Origin of the sequence: Streptomyces sp. L-9-10, assembly GCF_004151105.1 — a bacterium.
GTDB lineage: Bacteria > Actinomycetota > Actinomycetes > Streptomycetales > Streptomycetaceae > Streptomyces.
The window spans coordinates 6,639-26,957 of sequence record NZ_PHRF01000047.1 but is presented as its reverse complement, the minus strand read 5'-3'; the positions used below and the strand labels follow the sequence as shown (position 1 = coordinate 26,957).

The following is a 20,319-nucleotide window of genomic DNA, read 5'->3' as shown; positions in this document are numbered from 1 at the left end:
GGCTAACCTAAGCCCATGTCATCACGAAACAACCCCTCCGCCCCCTCCCCACACCGCCCCCGGCCGGCTCTCCTCGCGCTGTGGGCCGTACTCGCCGCCCTCGTCGTGGGGTTGACGGCCTGCGGCACCGCGTCGGACTCCGCCGGCTCCTCGCCGGAAGCCGCGTCCGGCGCCGAGGACGGTGCCTTCCCCGCCACCGTCGCGACCAAGTTCGGGGACATCACCGTGGAGAAGCGGCCCGAGCGCGTCGTCGCGCTGGGCTGGGGCGACGCCGAGGCAGTGCTCTCGCTCGGCGGACAGCCCGTCGGAGCCAGCGACTGGCTGGCGTTCGGCGGCGACGGGGTCGGGCCCTGGGCGAAGGGCCTCTACAAGAAGAGCCCCCAGATGATCGGCACACTGGAGCCGGAGTTCGAGAAGATCGCGGCCCTTCAGCCCGATCTGATCCTGGACACCAAGTCCAGCGGCGACCGGTCCCGTTACGACACGCTCAGCAAGATCGCGCCCACCATCGGCGTCCCGAAGGGCGGCGAGCAGTACAAGATCTCGTGGCGCGAGCAGACCGAGATGGTCGCGACCGCCCTCGGTGTTCCCGGGAAGGGCAAGACGGTCATATCCGAGACCGAGAAGAAGTTCCGGGACTCGGCGGCCGCCCACCCCGAGTTCAAGGACAAGACCATCACGCTCGGCTCCCGGACCAGCGAAGGGTTCGGCGCCTACGTGCACGGCACGGGCCGCGTCGACTTCATCGAGCGCCTCGGCTTCACGAACAACCCGCGGGTCGACGCCAAGGCCGGCGCGTCGTTCTTCATCAACGTCTCCCGCGAGAACCTCGATCTGCTCGACGCCGATCTGACGGTGATGACACCCATCGGGATCCCCGCCGCGAAGATCAGCGACGACCCGCTGTACCGGGCCGTCCCCTCCGTCAAGGCGGGCCGTTCGGTGGTGTTCGACGACTCGACCCTCAGCGCGGCCTTCTCGACGGACTCGGTGTTGTCGGTGGCGTACGCGCTGGAGAAGGTCGTCCCGCTGCTCGCCGAACCACTGAAGTAGCCGCTTTCCGGGACACCGTGGCGACACCGCCGCGCGGCCCGGACGCCGGTGTGGGCCGTACGCCGGTGTGGCGGGGCATCGTCGCGGCCCGGACGCCGGTATGGGGCAGGCGCCGGTGTGGGGCGGACGGGTGGTGTTTCTGAGATTTCGGTTAACTGCCGCGTGCTCCGCCGCATCGCGGGCACGGGAAATGAATGGACACCCCACCCACCGCGGACACACGAAGCAGCGCGGGCACCGCTGCCGCTCACCTACCCGACCGGGCCGGACATCACTCCACCCGGCCCGGTGTCGCTCTGGCCCTCCTCCCACGACGGGTCGACGGCCGGCTCGTCCGCGGCGGGCGCGGGTTCCCCTCCGCGCTGCGGGCCGGCGGGCGGGTCCAGGGCGTGGACGGTCTGCGGGCGCTGGCCGTCGCGGTGGTCATCGTCTACCACCTGGAACCGGGCCTGCTGCCGGGCGGCGCCCTGGGGGTGGATGTCTTCTTCACCATCAGCGGCTTCGTCATCACCCGGCTGCTGCTGGCGGAGTTCGCCCGTACCGGCGATGTCGCCATGCGGTCCTTCTACTGGCGGCGCTGGCTGCGGCTGGTCCCCGCCCTGCTGGCGGTCTGCGCGGTGTGCGCCGTGCTGGCGCTCACCACGCGGCTGCCGAGTTTCGACAGCGCGTGGGCGGCGATCGTGCTGGCCGCCACGTTCCTGATGAACATCGTCAGGGCCGCCCAGCCCGGTGTCTATTCGAGTGACACCTCTCTGCTGTCCCACACCTGGTCACTCAGCGTGGAGGAGCAGTTCTACCTGATCTGGCCGCCCGTACTGGTCCTGCTCCTGCGTCGGGTCGGCGCGCGGACCGTGCTGCTCTGCGCCGCGGTGCTGTGTCTGCTGCCGCTGGTCTGGCGGTTGATCCTGTGGAACCCGACCGCGGCACACCGTATCTACAACGGGGTGGACACCCGCGCGGACCAACTGCTGGCCGGTGCGGTGCTGGCGGTCCTGGTGGCCCGGCTGCACAGGGACGACCCGCGGCTGGCCGCGCTGCGGCGCTGGTCGGCGCGGCTCGCCTGGCCGGCGCTGGGGGTCCTGGCGCTGATCGTCGCGTACGTGCCGATGACCGGCTCGAACGCGTGGACCATGCCCTGGTACACCGTCGGCTTCCTGGTGACCGCCGTGCTGTCGGCGACGGTGGTGGCGGCCCTGGAACTCCAGCCCCGTACCTGGCTCTCCCGGGGACTGTCCCTGGCCCCGCTCGTCTGGGTGGGCCGCAATCTCAGCTACGGCCTCTACCTCTGGCATTACCCGCTCAGCCGGCTGGTCTCCGATCTGGGAGTGGACGACACGTGGCACGCGACCGCCACGGTCGCCGCCAGTCTCCTCGCCGCCACGGCGTCCCACTACCTCATCGAAAAACCCCTCACCCGGCGCAAACGCCCGAAACCCGCTGCCGGGGCGGTGACCGGCGCACAGCTCAGGTGACGGTCGTCAGGGACTGGATGCCGTGCAGCTCGGTCATCACATCGCGCAGTGAACGGCAGTCCTTCGGGACCGGCGGCAGCGTGGGCATCGGCGTGCCACGGCCGCCCTCCAGCGCGTCCGCCGTCGCGGCCAGCGCCTCGGTCACCCACCGCGCCTCGGTGGCCGTGGGCCGGGGCACCCCCTGCTCGACGCGTACGGCGCAGACGGTGGCGGCGTCCACGATGCGCTCCGCGCGTGCCATGACGGCCAGCCAGTCGTGGCGGTGTGCGCGGTGGGGCCCCGGCAGTTCGGCCGCGGCCGTCTCCGCCGCGGCCCGCGCCTCGGAGAGCGCCCGGTACGCGGCGTACCGCAGCGCGATGCCCGTCGCGTCTCCACCGCGGGGCGCCACCGGCGCTGTGCCCGCCGTGCCGTCCGTGCTCTCTGTGCCCGGCGCGCCCGCGGATGTGGTGGGTGCCGTCTCCGGGGCGTCCAGTACGTACCGCAGATACCGTTCCGTGCGGCGCAGCGCGACGGCGAAGCGGTGGCCGACCCGGACGCGCGGGTCCGTCAGATGCGGCAGGTGGCCGACGAGCAGCACGATCCCGCAGGCGAGTGCCGTGTCCAGCAGCCGGGCGGCGGTCGCCTCGGTGTCGCCCAGCGCGTAGACGAAGGAGAGGACGAGGAGCGTCACCACCGCGGTCTGGAAACCGAAGTGGCGGGTGGCGACCGGGATGAGCGCGCCGCCCGCCACGACCACGGCGACCAGCCACCACAGGCCGCCGAGTCCGGCCATGGCCAGGGTGAGGACGGTGAAGACGAGCACCCCGGTGGCGGTGCCCGCGACGCGGTTGACCACACGGGAGAAGAGCGGCCCGAGATCGGGCTTCACCAGAAAGGCGGCGGTGGCCGGGAGCCAGTACCAGTGGGTCTGGTGGAGGCTGAGCGCGACGGCGGTGCTCGCCGCGACGCAGAGTGCCACGCGCAGCGCGTTCTCGCGCCTGGCGGGGGCGAACACACGGCCGAGCGCACGGAGCGAGCCGCGCGCGGTCAGTTCCTTCAGCGCCCGGCGGAGGCCTCGCGTGTTCGGGGACGGACGCGGGGGACGCACCGGCCGTGTCGCACGCGTCGGCTCACCGGGCTCGCGGGGCTCGGGCGGGACGGGCCGTACGGGCGTCCCGCGCAGCGCCGTACGGTCGAAGGTCACCGCCGCGGCCAGCAGCGCGCGGTCGAACGCGCCGCGCTGGACGGTGTCGGAGACGGGGCTCGCCAGGGCGCCGGGGGCGGAGTCGGCCCGTACGGCGGCGGCCAGCAGGCGCGGTGCCTCCGCCACGTGCCGGGGCAGCGGCCTGCCCTCCCACAGCAGTGCGATCCCTGCCTCGCACAGGGCGGTGGCGGCGGCGAAGCGCTCCGTTATCCGGTACGCCTGGGCTGAACCGCGGCCCTCGCGCCGTCCGGGGAAGGGCAGCAGCCGCATCAGGCGCAACGATTCGTCCGCGCGGTGCTGTGCGGCGACAAGACGCCGGCGGGCCGGCTCCGCGCCGGAGCAGCCGAGGGCGAGGAGGGCGTCGGCGAGCGCGTCGAAGACCGCGGCGACGGCCTCGCGCTCCCCCTCGCGGCGGGCGCCGCGCCGCAGCAGGTGCCGCGGGGCGCGCAGCAGGAACCGGAGCAGCAGGAGCCAGGCCGCGCCGCCGAGATAGCAGACGGCCTTGAGCCACGCGGGGCCGGGTATCGGCATCCCGGCGCCGATCGACGCGGTGACCAGACACTGCATGGCGGCCGCCGACCACACCGGGCCGGTCACACTCAGCGCGCCGGAGAGCCAGCCCACGACGAAGAGCGCGGGCACGGCGGCCCAGCGGCTCCCGCCGTCGGCGAGCAGTCCGCCGCACAGCAGTCCGAGTGCGCCGCCGACGGCGGGCAGACCGATGTGGACCACACCGGTACGCCGCGTACCCGGCCGGTCGTTGACACCGGCGAGCATCGCGCCGAGCCCGGCGAGGACCGCCTGGCTCAGGTGTCCGGTCAGCAGGCCGAGCGCCAGCAGCGGTCCCGCGCTCAGGGCACCGCGGAGCACGGCGGTCCACGGGATGGGCGCGGAGCGCCAGCCCAGTGGGTGCGTGAGCCAGGCGGGCACGGAGCGCGCGATGGAGGAAAGAGAACGAAGGGAAGGCGGTGCGGGCACGAGTCTCCTGTACGACCGGTCTCGTCGAGCGGGGGAAGCAGACCGGCGGGCAGCGGCGACCGCGTGTCCATGACCGTAACACCGACACTCGTCCTTCGAGCAGCCGTTCTGTTACGCACATATGTCGCAGGCGTTCCGGAGCGGTGCGGCTCCGGGGGGGCGATGGGCTCCCGGTCGGTGGGCTCCCGGCTCCGGTCGGGCCACCGGGATCACCCCGCGACCACACTGCCGTCGCCGACAATAATGCCGCCGGTAATTATGACGGCGTCCCCGCGCGGGAGGCAGTTCGCGCCTCCGCCCCACACCACCCTTGATTAAAGGGGGAGTTGGCCTGCGGTGGCCACCGTTTCACACCTCGGCGCACGGGCACTTCACCGCGAACCCCGGGCCGTACCTGGCTCATCCGTTACCAATCACAACGCAACAGAGCCTAGTCTGCTCTCCAACGGTCACCAACGGGGACAACGACAACGGTGACACGGAACGAGAGGGCTACACCATGACATCACCATCCGGCACACCGGACAGCATCGAAACCACGACGGAGTTCCTCCGCGGTGAACTGCCCCAGCTGGAAACACAGCAGCAGTCGCTGGAACAGGAACTCGCCGGCGTCACCGAGCGCCTGGAGTCGGTACGTACGGCCCTGAGCGCCCTGCAGGCGCTCGCCCCCGCCCGCCAGGCACAGGAGACCGTGCCGGAGCAGCGGGCCGCGGAGCCGGCGGTCGTGGAGACGGTCGCCTCCCCGGCTCCCGTCGCGGAGACTCCCGCCAAGGAGACCCCCGCGGTGGACTCTCCCGCCGAAGAGGCTCCCGCCGAAGAAGCTCCCGTCGCGGAGACTCCCGCCAAGGAAGCCCCCGCCAAGGAGAAGCCCGCGCCGGCCAAGGCGGCCAAGTCCCGTAAGTCCGCGACCGCGTCGGCGTCGGCCCCGGCGTCGGCGCGTACCTCCGGCGGGGGTTCCGCGGCGAAGTCGTCGGCTCCCAAGGAGCGGAAGAGCCGCCCGGCCAAGAAGTCCGCGCCCGCCACGGTCACGAAGACCCGTGCGGCGAAGAAGACGGCCGCCGCCCCCGCCACGGCGGAGGAGTCGGCGAGCGGACTGACCGAGCAGATCCTCGCGGTGCTCGCGGCATCCGACGGCACTCCCGTCCGTGCCCGCGATGTGGCGAAGGAACTGGGGCGCGACAGCACCCCCGGCAGCATCAACGCGGTACGCAGCACGCTCGACCGGCTCGTCGGCACCTCGCGGGCCCACCGGGCCGGCCGCGGCCTCTATCAGGCGTCCGCCGGCTGAGCGTCCGTCTGATCGACCACCGCCCCCCACACCGCCTGTGTCCGCCCCTCGTATGGAGGTCTCTTCCGGACCGGCCGTGGCTGAGCCACGGCCGGTCCGGATTCGATTGCGGCCGGGAGATTGAGAACATGGCGCGAGGGGAAAGGCGGTCGGCGGCTTCGCGGGACACATGACTATGCATCTGGCACTTCTCGGCCACTGATACCGGCGGACGGTATCCCGCCCGCCGCGCCCCGCCCCGTCCCGCCCCGAATCACCGGTCGAATCGGTCAGCAAAACCACAAGCGGCGGTGGCCAAAACCACACGGTAACCATTCCATTCGAACATCGGGCTTCGAAATGTGCCGCGCAGCACAATTACTGTGGGTCGCACGCTCTCCACGGCTCGGAGCACTTGCGGGCAGACGAAGTGAAACGTTTCTCGCACGCCATGCGAAATAGCACAAACATGTGAACTTCACTGTCCCATGCTGCCGAGTTCGGCAAACAGACAACCGGGACGGCACAAGCGGACTCATGAGTGAGTTATCACGGTCGCATGGCCGGACGAAACCGTGACGGATACCGGGAGAAATAGCCGACGGGGCGGATCGGTGAGGGAAGTCGGACAAGAACGCGGAAACCCGCAGGACCGTGGCGCCCGATCAAGGCGTCACGGTTCTGCGGGTGGATGTGCGGTCCGGGGAGAACCTGCGGTTCCAGAGTGAATGTGCGGTTCGGCGGATTCGCGCGGTACAGGCGTTATCAACCGCGACGGACCGAGCCGTTGGCGGCCGGCTGCGGCTCCGTCGTCACTTGATGAAGTCCTCGACGACCTTCGGCGGCCAGGTGCCGACGTTCAGCACCCCCATCGAGTAGGCCCGGGAGACCAGGGCGGCCCGGTTGGGCACCCTGAGCTTCCGGAGCAGCCCGGTGACGTGGTACTCGACGCCCTGCCGGCTCAGGTAGAGCCGGGAGGCCAGCGGGATCGTGGACAGACCCGCGGCTATGCCCTCGAGAATACGCGCGTCGATCTCTGTGAGGATCTTCTTCTGATGGGTCAGTACGCCCGCGTCCTCGGACCCCTCCGAGGAGCGCATGAGCACCAGGATCGCGGCCACGTCGGGGGTTTCCCCGCTGACGGCCGCGGCCGTCAGCGTCCCCGCGAACGCGGAGTCCTCGGGTCCCACGGCCACCACGTGCGAGGCGAACCGCTGGCGCTTGCCTTCCACCAGGCGGGAGAACTGGCGCATCAGCGGCTGCTGGACGCTGGGATGCACCAGATCACGGAAGCTGCGGCCACAGACGCCTGCCGAGGAGTCGCCGAACCGGCGGAAGAACTCCTCGTTCGCCTGCTGGATGGTCAGAGCCGGGTCGAGTGAGGCCATGCACAGCCCCGGCTGGTCGAACTGGGCGTGTCCGTGCCCGTTCTGGTCGGGTTTATGATCGCTCGTTGTGACCTGCGCCGAATCTGCGAGTGCAGCAATCGCCACGAGACCGCCATCCTTTCGAGTTCCCCCGATTCCTTGGGAATACTCAACATCATTATGCGGGTGGGATAACACCGGCAGCCGGCCTCCCCTGACCTCATTGGCGGGGTTATCCATTTACTGAATTGAGAGTAGGTAGTTTTGCGGTTGCCCGTCAACAAGAGCCCTGCTCACACGGCTAAAGCTGTGGTCCCTCCCCCGGAAGGTTCGGTCCGCAATGACGATGTCGACGGTGGGAAAAACCCGGCATGCCGGGCGGGACGGATTGGCGAGGCATCCGCGTAATTCAGCCCTGTTTGAGGTTCCCTTGAGGGTACGCGCGGCAAGAGGGGCCGAACCAGGCCGCCCAGGGGCCGCACAGGTCACAGCTCCGCGTAGCATGCCGTTAACAGTTACGCCTCGGCGGCTACGCGGGAAGAGCATCCGCCAGCTCATGCCGGCCCGAGATGCCAAGCTTCCGATAGGAATTCGTAAGATGTTTCTCGACGGCGCGCGAACTCACGCCGAGTTCATCCGCGATTTCCTGGTTGGTGAGCCCGCGGCCGACGAGAGTGATCACCCTGCGCTCGCTGCGGGTGAGGACGGCCGTCTTCGGCGCGGCGGCCGTACCGAGGCCGTGCTCGGCCCGCTCGACCAGCCACGGAGCACCGCAGGCCGCCGCGAGGGTACCCGCCTCCCGTAGCGCCGCCTCCGCCTCGGTGCCGCTGCCCAACTGCCGGCCCAGCAACACGAGTGTCCTGGCGAGTTCCAGTTCGAAGGATGAGCCGCGCAGTACGGTGACCGCTTCGCGCAGCAGCGGGACGCCCTGCGCGCCGTGGAGCCAGCCCTTCAGCCGCAGGGCGCGGCCGAGCGCGGCGGGGGCTCCCCATGCCGTGGCCCAGGCGAGTTCCTCCTCGGCGAGCCGCTGCGCGGAACGGGGGTCGCCGAGCCGCTGGTAGAGGCCGATGGCATGCGGACGCCAGGGGAACAGCGCCGAGTTCCGCCAGCGGGAGGCGTCCAGCTGACGGCCGCAGGCGAGCAGAGTCTCCAGTGCTCTGGGCCGCAGTCCCCGCTGGGCGTCCACCGACGCCTGAAGGATCTGCAGTGAGGCCGTCAGCGCCAGCCCCGCCGTCCGGCGCCGCCGGGCCCTGGCGAGGATCCGCTCGCTGAGCGCCGGGTCGCGCAGTTCGAGCGCGACGGCGGACAGGATGATGAGGGAGACCTCGCGCCAGTCCGCCCCGGCCGACCCCAGGGCGCGCTCGGCATACTCGCGTGCCTGGGTGGGCCTGCCCTGCGAGACGAGGACGAACGCCCGTTCCGCGAGGAGGAGTACGCCGTCGGCGCCCGTCGCGTTCTGCCATCGGGTCTGCTGTTCTGTCGACAGCCACGAGCCCACGTCCTGTACCGACTCGGCGGCGAAGAGGGTGACGACGACCAGCGGCAGTGTGGTGTGCACGCCCGCCGAGGCCGCCGGTTCGCGTTCCAGGATGCGGGCGCCCGTACGCGCCGCCTCGGCCGCGGACAGCCGGCCGGTGAGAGCGCCGGAGAAGAGGAGCACGGCCAGCAGCTCGCGTTCGGCCGCGGAGCCGAGCGGGGGCTCCTCCCCCAGCTCGCGCAGGCGTTCCACGGCCGAGGCCAGCTCTCCGGGGTTCTCGTGCCCGTAGTGCCTGAGCCGGGCTTCGAGCCGCAGCGCCATCTCCCGTGCCGGCTCGTCGAGTTCCGCGGGCGGCCCGAGTTCGTCACTGACACCGCGCAGGAGCGTGGCGGTGGAGGAGGGTACGGCGTCGAGCAGCGGCGGCGGGGTACGCAGCACGGCGGCGGTCCGGTCCCTGATCGTGGTCAGCAAGGGCATCGCCTGGACGATATGGCGCCGGCACGCCTCGGGGTCGAACTCCCGCTCCGCGGTGGCCAGATCGACCAGCAGTCTGGCCCGGCTCTCGTCCTGGCGGCGGTGGCCGAGCAGCGCGCGGCGCAGATAGCGGGCGGCGGTCTCCGGAGCGCCCCGGCGCAGCGCGGTGTCGGCCGCGGCGCGGAGCACCATCACCGACCAGGGGCGGCCGAAGGTGGTGACGGCCATCAGATGGGCGGCGACCTGCTCGGCGGGACGGCCGCTGCGGTACATCAGGTCAGCGGCGGCGGCGTGCCAGCGTTCGCGTTCGGCCACGGACATCGCGGATTCGACGGCGTCCTGGACGACACGGTGGATGAAGCGCGGTTCGCGCGCGTCGGCCAGCAGCCCCGCCTCGCGGAGCGCGCGCCGGGCGGCGCCGAAGCCGGTCTCGTCCAGTCCGGCGAGTTCCGTGATGAGCGCGGGGTCTCCGTGACCGCCGAAGGCGGCGATCGCCGCGGCCGTGTCGCGTACCGCCCGCGGCCGGGTCCTCAGATAGCTCGCCAGCCGCTCCCGCAGCCCCGCCGGTCGCAGGGCGCGTACCCGGTCGGTGTGGTCGGTGGTCGGCGCGTGGCCCCGTGACTCCATGCCCAGCAGTACGGACATCAGGAACAGCGGGTTGCCGCCGCTCACTTCATGACAGGCGCGTACGTACTCCTCGTGTCCTGGCACGCCGGACCGTTCGCGGATCACGGCCCGGGTGGCGTCGCGCGACAGCGGGGCGGGGCGCAGTATCTGGGTCGCGGCGGCGGCGATCTCGCGCACCAGGGCGTGTCCGGCTCCCCGGTCCCCGTCCCGGAGTGTGCAGACGAGTACGGCCCGCAGGCCCCGCAGCCGTTTGGTGAGATAGGCGAGCCAGCGCAGCGAGGGGATGTCCACCCACTGGAGGTCGTCCACGAGGATGAGCAGCCTGGCGTGTTCGCTGATGTCGGCGAGGAGCGAGCGCGGGCCGTGCAGGGTCGCCTCGGACGCGGCGCCGGCCGGTCCTCCGGCCCCCGCGCCGCCGGGCGTGTTCCCTCCCGGCATGTCTTCGGCGAGCGGGCGGCCGGGCGGAAGGTCGTCGGCGCCGAACATCAGGCCGGTGGCCTGGTCGGGTTCGCGCGCCCAGCGCTCGCGGTCCGCCCAGGAGGCACTGGCGAGCAGACTGTCGAGCAGCTGCCGGACCACGCCGAACGCGAAGTCGCGCTCCATCGGGGCGGCGTTCGCCCGCAGGACTCGTACACCGGTGCCGGAGACGACACCGGGCAGCTGCCGCAGCAGGGCCGTTCTTCCGATGCCGAGGGGTCCTGACAACAGGATCACCGACGAGGTGCCCCCCTCGGCGGCGTCCAACGCGGCCCCCACCCGTGCCAGTTCCGTCTCCCGCTCAAGAAGCATCGCTCGGCCGTTCTCCCATGTTCCGAACCAGTACGCACAGTTCCTCGCGCCCGGTGATACGCAGCTTTCGGTACGTGTTGCTCAGTCGCAGCTCGACGGTGCGTCTGCTCACGGAGAGCAGTTCCGCGATCTCGCGGTTGCCGTGGCCGCGTCCGGCGAAGGTCGCGGTGCGCTGTTCGGCCTCCGAGAGCGTGGTCCACTCCCGGGGCAGGGCGGGGGGCACAGGACCGGCCGGCCTCTCCAGCCGTTCGGTGAGCCCGCGCACGGCCGTCGCCAGCCGGCCCTGCGGACAGGCCGTGATGAACGTGGAGAGCTGGGAGAGGGAGAGCGCGGCGGCCCGGCTGTCGCCCTCCTCCAGCTCGCAGGAGGCCAGCCGGGCCAGCGCCCACGCGTAGGACAGCCGGGCGGGTGAGCCGCGCAGCACCCGGACCGCCTCGCGGGCGCGGACCACGGGCCCGCCGCCGGAGCCGGGCATCCGGGCGGTCCACAGCTCGGCGAGGCCGACCGCGCTCGCGGAGCCCCACCGGCGGGAGAGCCTCAGTTCCTCCTGACTCAGCCGCTCCGCCTCCTCGCGGTCGCCGAGTGCGTAGCAGGCCGCGGCCGCCTGCGGGCGCCAGTACAGCAGCGCCGGATTGCTCCACCGCCGGCGCAGCAGCCGCCTGCCGCTCTCCTTCGCCAGCTCCATCGCTTCCGTCCAGCGCCCGTCGACGGCGGCCACGCGCGCCCTGGCGAAGAGGAGAGCGGACCACGCCACGCTCTCCTCCGCCCCGGGCCGCGTGGGCGCGGCGGCGAGCGACCGCGCGTACCCCTGGCGACCGGCTTCCACCGCCGTCATGATGCGCAGGGCCGTCAGGCTCGGGGCGATGAGCGGATGCCTGCTCGACATGGGCAGGGCCCGCTCGGCGGTCTCGACGTCCCGTTCGACGGCGTCGAACCTGCCCGCGCGCAGGGACAGTTCGGCGCGCAGCGTCAGGATCCGTGCGGTGGCCGCCCTGTTGTGGCCGTGCCGTGCGGCGGTGAGCAGCGCGTCCAGCTCGGCGCGGGCCTCTTCGTGGTCATCGGTCAGGATCAGGGCCCGGCAGGCGGCGAGCCGGGGCAGTACCAGCGGGGTGTCGGAGCCGTCGCCCGTGAGAGCGGCACGGGCCAGCTTCCTGGTCGTCTCCAGGTCCTCGCCGCGCACGGCGAGCCGCCAGGCGCGTACACCGCTCTGCGCGGGGGACGAGGGCCGCTCGGGCAGGGCGGGCACCTCGGGCACCATCGGTTCGGTGTCGTCCCGGGACTCGTCGGCGAGCCAGAACAGCGCGACCAGGCTGTCGCGTTCGCCGGGCCGGACGTCGCACAGCGCCTCGGCCGCGGCCCTGCGCGCCCAGTCGCTGTCGCCGCGGGCGAGTCCGAGGTCGACGGCGCGGGCCCGCAGTCCTTCGGGGGCGCCGCTGCCGGCCCTGACGAGTTCGCCGAGCCTTCGGTCCCCCGCCAGGGGCGCCGACATCGCTTCGGCGGCGGCCAGTTCCAGGGTGAGCCGGGCGCGCTCGCGCGGTTCCAGCGGTTCGCGCAGCGCGCGGGAGAGATACGCGGCGGCGCGGCCGTGGTCCTCCGCCCTCAGGGCGGCGGCGAAGCTCTCGCGCAAGGTGCTGACCACCCAGGGGGCTCCCAGCGGCGGCGTGCGGAGCAGGATCTGGGCGACGTCCTCGTCGTTCGCCCAGGCCCGGTGGGCCAGTTCGGCGGCCCGGGAGTACAGCTGGGCCCGTTCGCCGGTGGCCATGTCCTCCAGCACCCGGGCCTTCACCGTGGGGTGGCGTACCTGTGTCTTCGTTCCCCCGGAGACGGTGAGTCCCGCCGCCTCCAGCATCACGTGCAGTTCCTGGCCGCGTACGGGCCTCAGCCCGGCCAGCGCGCGGACGAGGGGGAAGCTGAGCAGTTCGCCGCAGACGGCCAGCGCCCGCAGCAGCGAGACGGCCTCGGCGGGCAGTCCGTGCAGCGCGCGCGTCGCGTGGTCGCCGACGACGGCGGCGGTGATCGTACGCAGCTCGGGCAGCCGGGCGGCGACCGGTTCATGGCCCTGGCCGGTGAACTGGCTCAGCACATCGCGCAGTACGGCGGGGTTGCCCTCGGTGGCCGCCGCGACCGTCGCGGTGAACCGCTGGTCGCCGGGGGTGCCGCAGACCGTCTCCACCACGGTGGCGACACCGTTCTCGGTCAGACCGCGCAGCACGAGCTGTTTGGCGGGCACCGGGGAGGTGGGCAGCAGGCCGAGCCAGTCCCGGCCCTTGGCCGACACGCCGCTGCCGCTCGCCAGCACGGCGACCGGTGTGTCCGGGGTCAGCCGCCGGACCAGCGCGTGGAGCCAGCGCAGGGAGGCGGGATCGAGCCATTGCGTGTCCTCGATCGCCACGAGGGTAGGCATCTCCTGTGCGGAATGAAGGGTCGCGTCGAGTCCGGGCAGCGGATCGGGATGCCGGTGCTCCATCAGCTCCCGCAGCGAGCCGCCGGCCGGGCCGCACTCGGCCTGGCCAGTCGGCGAGGTCATGAGCTGGGCGATCACGCCGTAGCGCACGTCACGTTCGGCCGGGGACGCCTGGGCGTGCAGCACGGACAGCCCGCCGTCCCGGGCACGCCGGGCGGCCCATCTCAGTAGGGCGTTCTGCGCGTGGCCCGGTCTCCCGGTCAGGGTCACGATGCCCGCGCGTCTTCCGCCGAGCGAGGTGAGCAGAGAGGTCAGCGCCGCCTGCTCGCGGCCTCGTTCGAGCAGGTCCATCGCGTCTCTAGGGGTGTCGGATCCATGCGTCCACTCCTGGGATCGCGTGCTCAGACAATTGTTGTTCCGGCCAGTCACACGCACCGCCTCGCCTCGTTCGCTTCAGCGTCGCCAGCGTGATTCGGATACCCAGCCCGGTGGTTGTCCATCGGGGATGTCGGGTGTGCGCAGAACGGCGCCCAGTTCGGTACGCCCGCTCACGCCCAGTTTCCGGTACACGCCGGTCAGATGTGTTTCGATGGTGCGTACCGTGACGAACAGGGTCTCCGCGATCGAGCGGTTGCTGGCGCCCGCCGCGGCGAGGCCGGCCACCCTGCGTTCCATTCCCGTCAGCATGTCGAGCGGTGAGGCACTCATTTTCCGCATCCGGCCGCCGGCGGTGACCAGCAGCCTGCGGGCGACTCCGGCGAGCGCGAGGGCTCCGCAGCGCTGGGCGAGGTCGGTGGCGGTACGCAGATGCTCACGGGCGCCGCGCTGGTCGCCGGTCTTCAGCAGGGCGCGGCCGAGGATCAGTTCCGCCTTGGCGTGTTCCGCCCTGGCGGGCGAGCCGGCCAGGGTGAGGACCGATTCGGTGAGCGTGTCGATGCCTGTCCCGCCAGGGGCGATCACGCCGCGGGCGAGCGCGGCGAGCCCGAGGGCGCGGGGGGTGCCCCATCGCCGGGCCAGCTCGCTGCCGTACTCGCTCATTTCCCGGGCCTCGTCGCCGCGGTTCATGACCGCGAGCAGACAGGACGCCTCGGACCACCACGGCAGGAACGCCGGGTTGCTGAACCGGGACTCCTCCAGCGACCTGCCGCACGCGCGGTAGAGGCCGAGGGCCGCCTCCCGGTCACCGACCGCCCATCGGGCGCGGGCCCGCGCCATCAGCCACCAGTGGTATTCGAGGACGAACCGGTCCAGGCCGACCCGTTTGATACCGCGGAGCACCTCCTCGGCCCGTTCGGGCTCGCCCCGTTCGACCAGCATCGTCGCGAGCGCGATCTGCGGCAGCGCGGCGCCGTCGCCCCATCTCTCCTCGCCGATGATCTCGATGGACGTCTGGGCGTCGGCCAGCGCGTCGGGGAACGCGCCCGCGCCGTGCAGCACCAGAGCGCGGGTGGACAGAGCGAGCACGAAGGTCCGGACGGCGGCGTTGTCCTGGCTGTGCCGGAGCGTGCGGTCCAGCGCGTCCAGCGCCTCCTCGGCCTCGTCGGCGAGGCTGAGCGCGAAGGACGAGGCGAGCAGTGGCCAGCTCTCCAGCTCCGTCCCGGGCGAACTCAGCGCGCGGCGGGCCTGTTCGACCGTACGCTCCGCCGAGCGGCCGTCCATCGCGGTCAGTACGGTCATCATCCCGAGCATCTGGCGCTGGGCGGGCGTATCACCGGGGGGCGCGGTCAGCAGCGCGGCCCGCTCCAGGGTCGCGGGGACCGTCGACTTCTCGTCCGCCCCGGCGATCAGCAGGACCGACTCGACGAGTGTGCGCAGTTCACGGTCGGCCGGATCCGGGCCGGGTCCCAACTCGGCCTCCAGCTCCGCGAGGACCTCTTCGAGGACCCGTACGCCGGCGGGCGCCCGCTGAACGGCCAGGCAGACCATTCCGTACCGCACGGCGACCATCGCCCTGGCGCGTGGGTCGCCGGCCAGCGGCAGCGCTTCCTCCAGCAGCCGGATGGCCTCCGCCGGATTGATCTCCGCGAGGGACGTGGCCATCTGGACACGTACCGGCACACTGTCCGGCTCCACCTCCAGCACACGGTGCAGATAGCGCACCGCGGCCTCGGGAGCGCCACGCCCCTCCGCCTGGACGGCCGCGTCGCGGAGCACCGCGGGCATCCAGGGCTGGGTCAGGGCGGGCAACAGCATGAGCCTGCCCGCGACTTCCTCGGCGGGCCTGCCCGCGTCACTCAGCAGCAGGGCGGCTCTGGTGCGGAGCCCGGCCAGCGCTTCGACGCCGAGGGGTTCCAGTACGGCCGAGCGCACCACCTCGTGCACGAGGTCCGCGCGGTCCGCCGCCAGCACCTCGGCGCGCCGCAGGGACACCACGCCTTCGGCGACGAGCGCGGGCGGTACATCGGCGAGCATGCCGACCAGATCGGGGCTCTCCTCGCCGAGGACGGCGATCGCCCTGGCCACCTCACGTACCCAGAGCGGCTGATTGTCCAGCAGCGCGCTCACGGAGGACGCGATCACCTGGCCGCCCACCTCGGCGACTCTCCGTACGCCCTTCTCGTCGGGCTGCACGCCCTCGGCGCGCAGTTCGCCCAGGAGCCGGCTGAGGGTGAGGGGGTTGCCGCCGGAGACGGCGGCGGCGCGCTCGGCGAAGGACGGCTCGACGGGCGCCTGGAAGATCTGCCGGGCCATCTCGCCGACGGCCGCGTGCGTGAGCGGCGCCAGCCGCATCAGGGCGGGCCGGCGCTGCGCGGCGATGTCGGCCAGCGCGGAGTGCGCGACCGGCTCGGCCTCGCTTCGGTGGGCGAGCACCACCAGCAGCGGCAGATCGTCCGCGCGCCGCAGCAGGAAGTCCACCCAGCCCAGGGAGCGTTCGTCGCACCAGTGCACATCGTCCAGGACGAGCACGAGCGGGCGGTCCACCATCAGATTCGCCGCGAGCCAGTACAGCCCGTGCAATACCGGATAGGCGGCGGACGCGCCCGATGTCTCCTGCTCGAACGGTCCCGCCGTGAGGGCGGGCAGCGCGCGACGGGCGAGGCCGCGCAGCAGCGGGGAGTTCTTGGCGTCCTCTCCGCTGAGCCCCAGCGAGCCGAACAGCTCCCGTACGCCGCCGTATCCCGCGCCTGCGGCGACTTCGCCGCACGAGCCGTACAGCACCGCCATGTTGTGGCACGCGTCGCTCCTGAGGAACGTCCGCAGAAGACTGGTCTTCCCGATGCCCGCGGGGCCGGACAGCATCACCAGGCCCGCACGTCCGGCGCGCGCGGCGTCGGCGTGGCGGCGCAGCACCCGCAGCTCACGGGCGCGGCCGACCAATCTGCTGGACAAACCGGAGAGGTCGGCCTGTTCCAGCATCATGGTCTCCTCGCCTCTCGGGGGACACAACAGACGCGATGACTCATCGAGGCATCCCGCTCATCCCGCGCAACTCGCACATCTCGCAAAAACAACTGAACGTTCCACGATCGGCGGCGCGCGGTTACATGATCACAAGATCCCGCAACCCACGAAACCCACGAGGCCCGTTTCGGCACCTGGGAACTACCCAGCGCAAACTGGATCAAGCACTTCTGTCCGCTGGACGCCATTGCGCCGTGCGGGAGTTGGTGACGCGCCCGCCCGGCGAGCCGCCCGTTCTCCGGGCAGCGACCGACTCCGAAGACCCGGATGTCCGGATAACCGGATGATCCGGATGACCGCACGAGAAGACATTCTTCCAGAGCAACGGGCACAACCGTGCCATCACGGGCGCTAGAGGCACATCAGGGAGCACACACCACCCGAAGGTGTTGATCAACCGAGAGGCGTTGACCGCTCGCTCACTGATTTCGGCCGCTCAGGGGGCCCGCTCGGCTCAGCCGGATCGGCGGACTACGCCTGAGTGGAGAGATGTTTCCGCAGGAGCGCGATCACCGCCGGCGCCTGTGAACTGAGGAAGAAGTGCCCGCCGGGGTAGACCTTCAGGTCAAAGGCTCCCGTGGTGTGGCCACGCCAGTCCTCGGCCTCGTCCAGCGTGGTCTTCGGATCGTTGTCGCCGGTCAGCGCGGAGATCGGGACCCGGACCCTCGTCGCTGGATCGCAGCGGTAGGTCTCAATGGCCCGATAGTCGCTGCGGATCGCCGGGAGGATCATCCGCAGGATCTCCTCGTCTCCGAGCAGCGCCGTATTCGTACCGGACAGCAGCTTCAGCTCGGCGACGATGCCGTCGTCGTCGCGCTCGTGCACACTCTCGGCCCGGTGGCGCGACGGGGCGCGTCTGCCGGAGGCGAACAGATGGGAGAGTTCACCGCCGTCGGCCTCGAACCGCCGCGCGACCTCGAAAGCGATCGTCGCGCCCATGCTGTGCCCGAAGAACGTGGTCGGCCGGGCCCGGAGCCGCTTGCGCAGCGCCTCGTAGATCTGATCGGCCATGACCCCGAGATCGCCGGGGCTGGTCTCCTTGCGCCGGTCCTGACGGCCGGGGTACTGCACCGAGAACACCTCGGCCACGGACGACAGTTGGGCGGAGACCGGGAAGTAGAAGGACGCCGAGCCACCCGCGTGGGGGAAACAGAAGAGTTGTTCCGAGCCGGCCGGTGCCGGGTGAAAGCACCGCGCCCAGAGGCTCTCCTCGGTGGACGTCGTCATCGTGTTGCATCCTCCTAGGCGTGGGCCGGGCGATCCGGACCGCGCAGCGATCCGGGCCTCCGGGCCAATGACAGTGGAATATGACGGGACGTGGCACACCGCGCGCCGTAATCGCGCCGAAGCGACCGAACGTTCCATGCGGCACTCCTACCCAACAGAGTGGGCGGACGACTCGCATCGTCCCACTCGCACTCTCATCGACCGCCACGTGCCGGCCCGGTGACCGACCTCCCCATTCCACTAGGACGGACAGTGGGAAATTCCCTAGTCTCTCCCTGGTCTCCGTAGGGACATCGGTGACGGAACCCGCTCGGGAGTGAAGGAAACGCCTCCCTGAGCCCGGAGCTCCGACCGTCCGGGACTCCGACCGTCCGGAGCCCGACCGTCCGGAGCCTCGACCGCCCGGAGCCTCGACCGCCCGGGGCTCCGGGAGGCGGACCGTGCCGCTTTCCGGAGCCGCCGCGGTTCAGGACAGGCCGAGTTCGTCGTCGAGGAGCGCGAACACATCGTCGTCCGACGCCGCCTCCAGGTCGAACTCGCCGGAGCCGTTCGCCGACTCCTGCCGCAACGCGGCCCACTTCGCCCTGAGCACCTCGATGCGTCCGGCGACGTGCTTGAACTCCTGCGCGTCGACCGTCATCTCCGTGATCGCCTTCTCCAACTGGTCGAGGACGGCGAGCACCGATCCGGCACCGGTGACCTCCTCGGTCACCAGCCGGGAGTGGAGATGGTCCACGACCTCGGCCGGGGTGGGGAAGTCGAACAGCAGGGTGGCCGGCAGCCGCAGCCCCGTGGCCGCGTTCAGCCGGTTCCTGAAGTCCACCGCCGTCAGGGAGTCGAAGCCCAGCTCCTGGAACTGCCGCGAGGCGCCGACCGCCGTCCCGTCCGTGTGTCCGAGCACCACGGCCGCCTGCTCGCGGACCAGCGTCAGCAGAACGGCACGGCGGTCCTGTTCGGTCAGTCCCGTCAGCCGCTGCCCGAGCGATTCGGCCGACCGCGGGGCGGCCGTCGCCGAGCGCCGCGCCGGAGTACGGATCAGACCGCTGAGCAGAGCCGGGATCTCGCCCCGGGCACGGAGGGCCGCCAGATCCAGCTGGACGGGCAGCACCAGCGCCCGCGAGCCGGTGACCGCCGCGTCGAAGAGGGCGACGCCCTGCTCGACGGAGAGCGGCGGCATCCCGGAGCGTGCCAGGCGCCGCATGTCCGCCTCGCTCACCGTCCCGGTCATCCCGCCCACCTGATCCCACGGACCCCAGGCCAGCGACACACCCGGCAGACCCTCGGCCCGCCTACACGCCACCAAAGCGTCCAGGAACGTATTGGCCGCCGCGTAATTACCCTGCCCGGCACCACCGAACACACCCGCGACAGAGGAGAACACCACGAACGCGTCCAGACCGAGATCACGCGTCAGCTCATGCAGATGCCACGCCGCGTCCACCTTCGGCCGCAGCACCGTGTCCAACCGCTCAGGCGACAGCGAACCGACCACACCGTCATCCAGCACACCCGCCGCGTGGACGACCGCCGAGACCGGATGTGCGGCGGGTACGGCGGCCAGCACCTCGGCCAGCGCTTCCCGGTCGGCGACATCGCAGGCCGCGGCCGTGACCTCGGCTCCGAGCCGCTCCAGCTCCTCGACGAGCGCTCCCGCGCCCTCGGCGCCGGGACCGCGGCGGCTGAGCAGCAGCAGCCGGCGTACGCCGCGTTCCGCGACCAGATGCCTGGCCAGTACGGCGCCCAGGCCGCCGGTTCCGCCGGTGATCAGTACGGTCCCGCCCTGCTCCCAGCTCACTCCTGTCGCTCGGGCGTCTCCCGTCTCCCCGTCGGTCGCGCTGACGGGCTCCCCGCCGGTCGGGCCGACGGGCTGCCCGCCGGTCGGCGTGACGGGCTCCGGGAGGGTTACGCGGTCCAGCCTGGCGGCCCTGACCTCGCCCGCTCGGAGCACCAACTGCGGCTCCTCGGAGCCGAGAGCCCGAACGAGCGACGCCAACGCGTCGGCGTCATCCACCGGGTCGAGGTCCAGCAGCCCGAAGCAGCCCGGGTTCTCCGACTGCGCGGACCGCACCAGACCCCATACGGACGCCGCCGCCAGATCGGCGACAGCACCGCCGTCCACGGACACGGCCCCCCGCGTGACGAACACCAGCCGCGAGCCGGCGAACCGCTCCTCGGCCAGCCAGCCCTGGAGGTGTCCCAGCGCCCGGGAGACGACCTCGCGCACCGAGCCGGGTACGGCCGGCCGCCCCGCGGCTCCGCCCTGTTCGCCCAGGACGGGCACCAGCACGACACCCGGCGCCGGGGCGTCCCCGGCCGCCAGCGAGGCCAGATCGGCGTGCGCCTCGACACCCGTTCCGGACGTACCGTCCTTCGCGAGTACGCCGGCGAGCCCGAAGGCGTCCGGTCCGAGGATCGCGGCCGACTCGGGAACGTCCGGCCCGGCCGCGGCCGTCACCGCCGTCCACTCCAGACCGAACAGCGAGTCCCTGCCCGCGCCGCCGGGGCCGGTCAGCTGCTCGCGCGACACGGCCCGTACGAGAAGCGAGTCGACGGTGGCGACCGGCTGACCGGACATGTCGGCGACGGCCACCGACAT

General features: G+C 71.9%; 10 protein-coding genes. 3 read left to right on the top strand and 7 right to left on the bottom strand.

The genetic code is table 11. The features are described 5' to 3' along the window. Positions 1–15 precede the first annotated feature (15 nt). Positions 16–1,053 (top strand): iron-siderophore ABC transporter substrate-binding protein, encoded by a 1,038-nt coding sequence (locus tag CU044_RS12390; RefSeq protein WP_129768591.1) that lies wholly within the window; start codon positions 16–18, stop codon positions 1,051–1,053. Between the two features lie 194 nt (positions 1,054–1,247). Continuing rightward, on the top strand, positions 1,248–2,525 hold the full coding sequence (locus CU044_RS12385) for an acyltransferase (protein ID WP_129768590.1): 1,278 nt from the start codon (positions 1,248–1,250) through the stop codon (positions 2,523–2,525). Here CU044_RS12385 and CU044_RS12380 read toward each other — a convergent pair. Further along, entirely contained in the window at positions 2,518–4,638 is a 2,121-nt protein-coding gene (locus CU044_RS12380) for an FUSC family protein (RefSeq protein ID WP_240045528.1), read from the bottom strand. The two genes, CU044_RS12385 and CU044_RS12380, sit on opposite strands and share 8 nt — an antisense overlap. 547 nt (positions 4,639–5,185) lie before the next feature. On the opposite strand from CU044_RS12380, the gene CU044_RS12375 reads away from it, so the two are divergent. After that, positions 5,186–5,977 (top strand): hypothetical protein, encoded by a 792-nt coding sequence (locus CU044_RS12375; RefSeq protein ID WP_129768589.1) that lies wholly within the window; start codon positions 5,186–5,188, stop codon positions 5,975–5,977. 791 nt (positions 5,978–6,768) lie between these two features. Here the strand turns inward: CU044_RS12375 and CU044_RS12370 are convergent. The 6 genes from CU044_RS12370 to CU044_RS12345 all read right to left on the bottom strand — a co-directional run. Beyond that, positions 6,769–7,350 carry a LuxR C-terminal-related transcriptional regulator gene (locus CU044_RS12370; protein WP_345790131.1) on the bottom strand — a complete coding sequence of 194 codons (582 nt, stop codon included), beginning with the start codon at positions 7,348–7,350 and terminating at the stop codon, positions 6,769–6,771. Between the two features lie 502 nt (positions 7,351–7,852). Then, complete coding sequence (locus tag CU044_RS12365; RefSeq protein ID WP_129768588.1) at positions 7,853–10,690, bottom strand: LuxR family transcriptional regulator; 2,838 nt, start codon at positions 10,688–10,690, stop codon at positions 7,853–7,855. Further along, positions 10,680–13,445: an AAA family ATPase gene (locus CU044_RS12360; protein ID WP_129768587.1), complete on the bottom strand. Its 2,766-nt coding sequence runs from the start codon at positions 13,443–13,445 to the stop codon at positions 10,680–10,682. The genes CU044_RS12365 and CU044_RS12360 overlap by 11 nt, the downstream gene beginning before the upstream one ends. A gap of 102 nt (positions 13,446–13,547) precedes the next feature. Next, positions 13,548–16,454, bottom strand: a complete 2,907-nt coding sequence (locus tag CU044_RS12355) for an AAA family ATPase (protein WP_345790130.1) — start codon at positions 16,452–16,454, stop codon at positions 13,548–13,550. A 513-nt stretch (positions 16,455–16,967) separates the two neighbouring features. Next, entirely contained in the window at positions 16,968–17,723 is a 756-nt protein-coding gene (locus CU044_RS12350) for an alpha/beta fold hydrolase (protein WP_129768586.1), read from the bottom strand. 466 nt (positions 17,724–18,189) lie between these two features. Continuing rightward, on the bottom strand, positions 18,190–20,319 hold a 2,130-nt coding region (locus CU044_RS12345; RefSeq protein WP_240045527.1), incomplete at its 5' end, for a beta-ketoacyl reductase.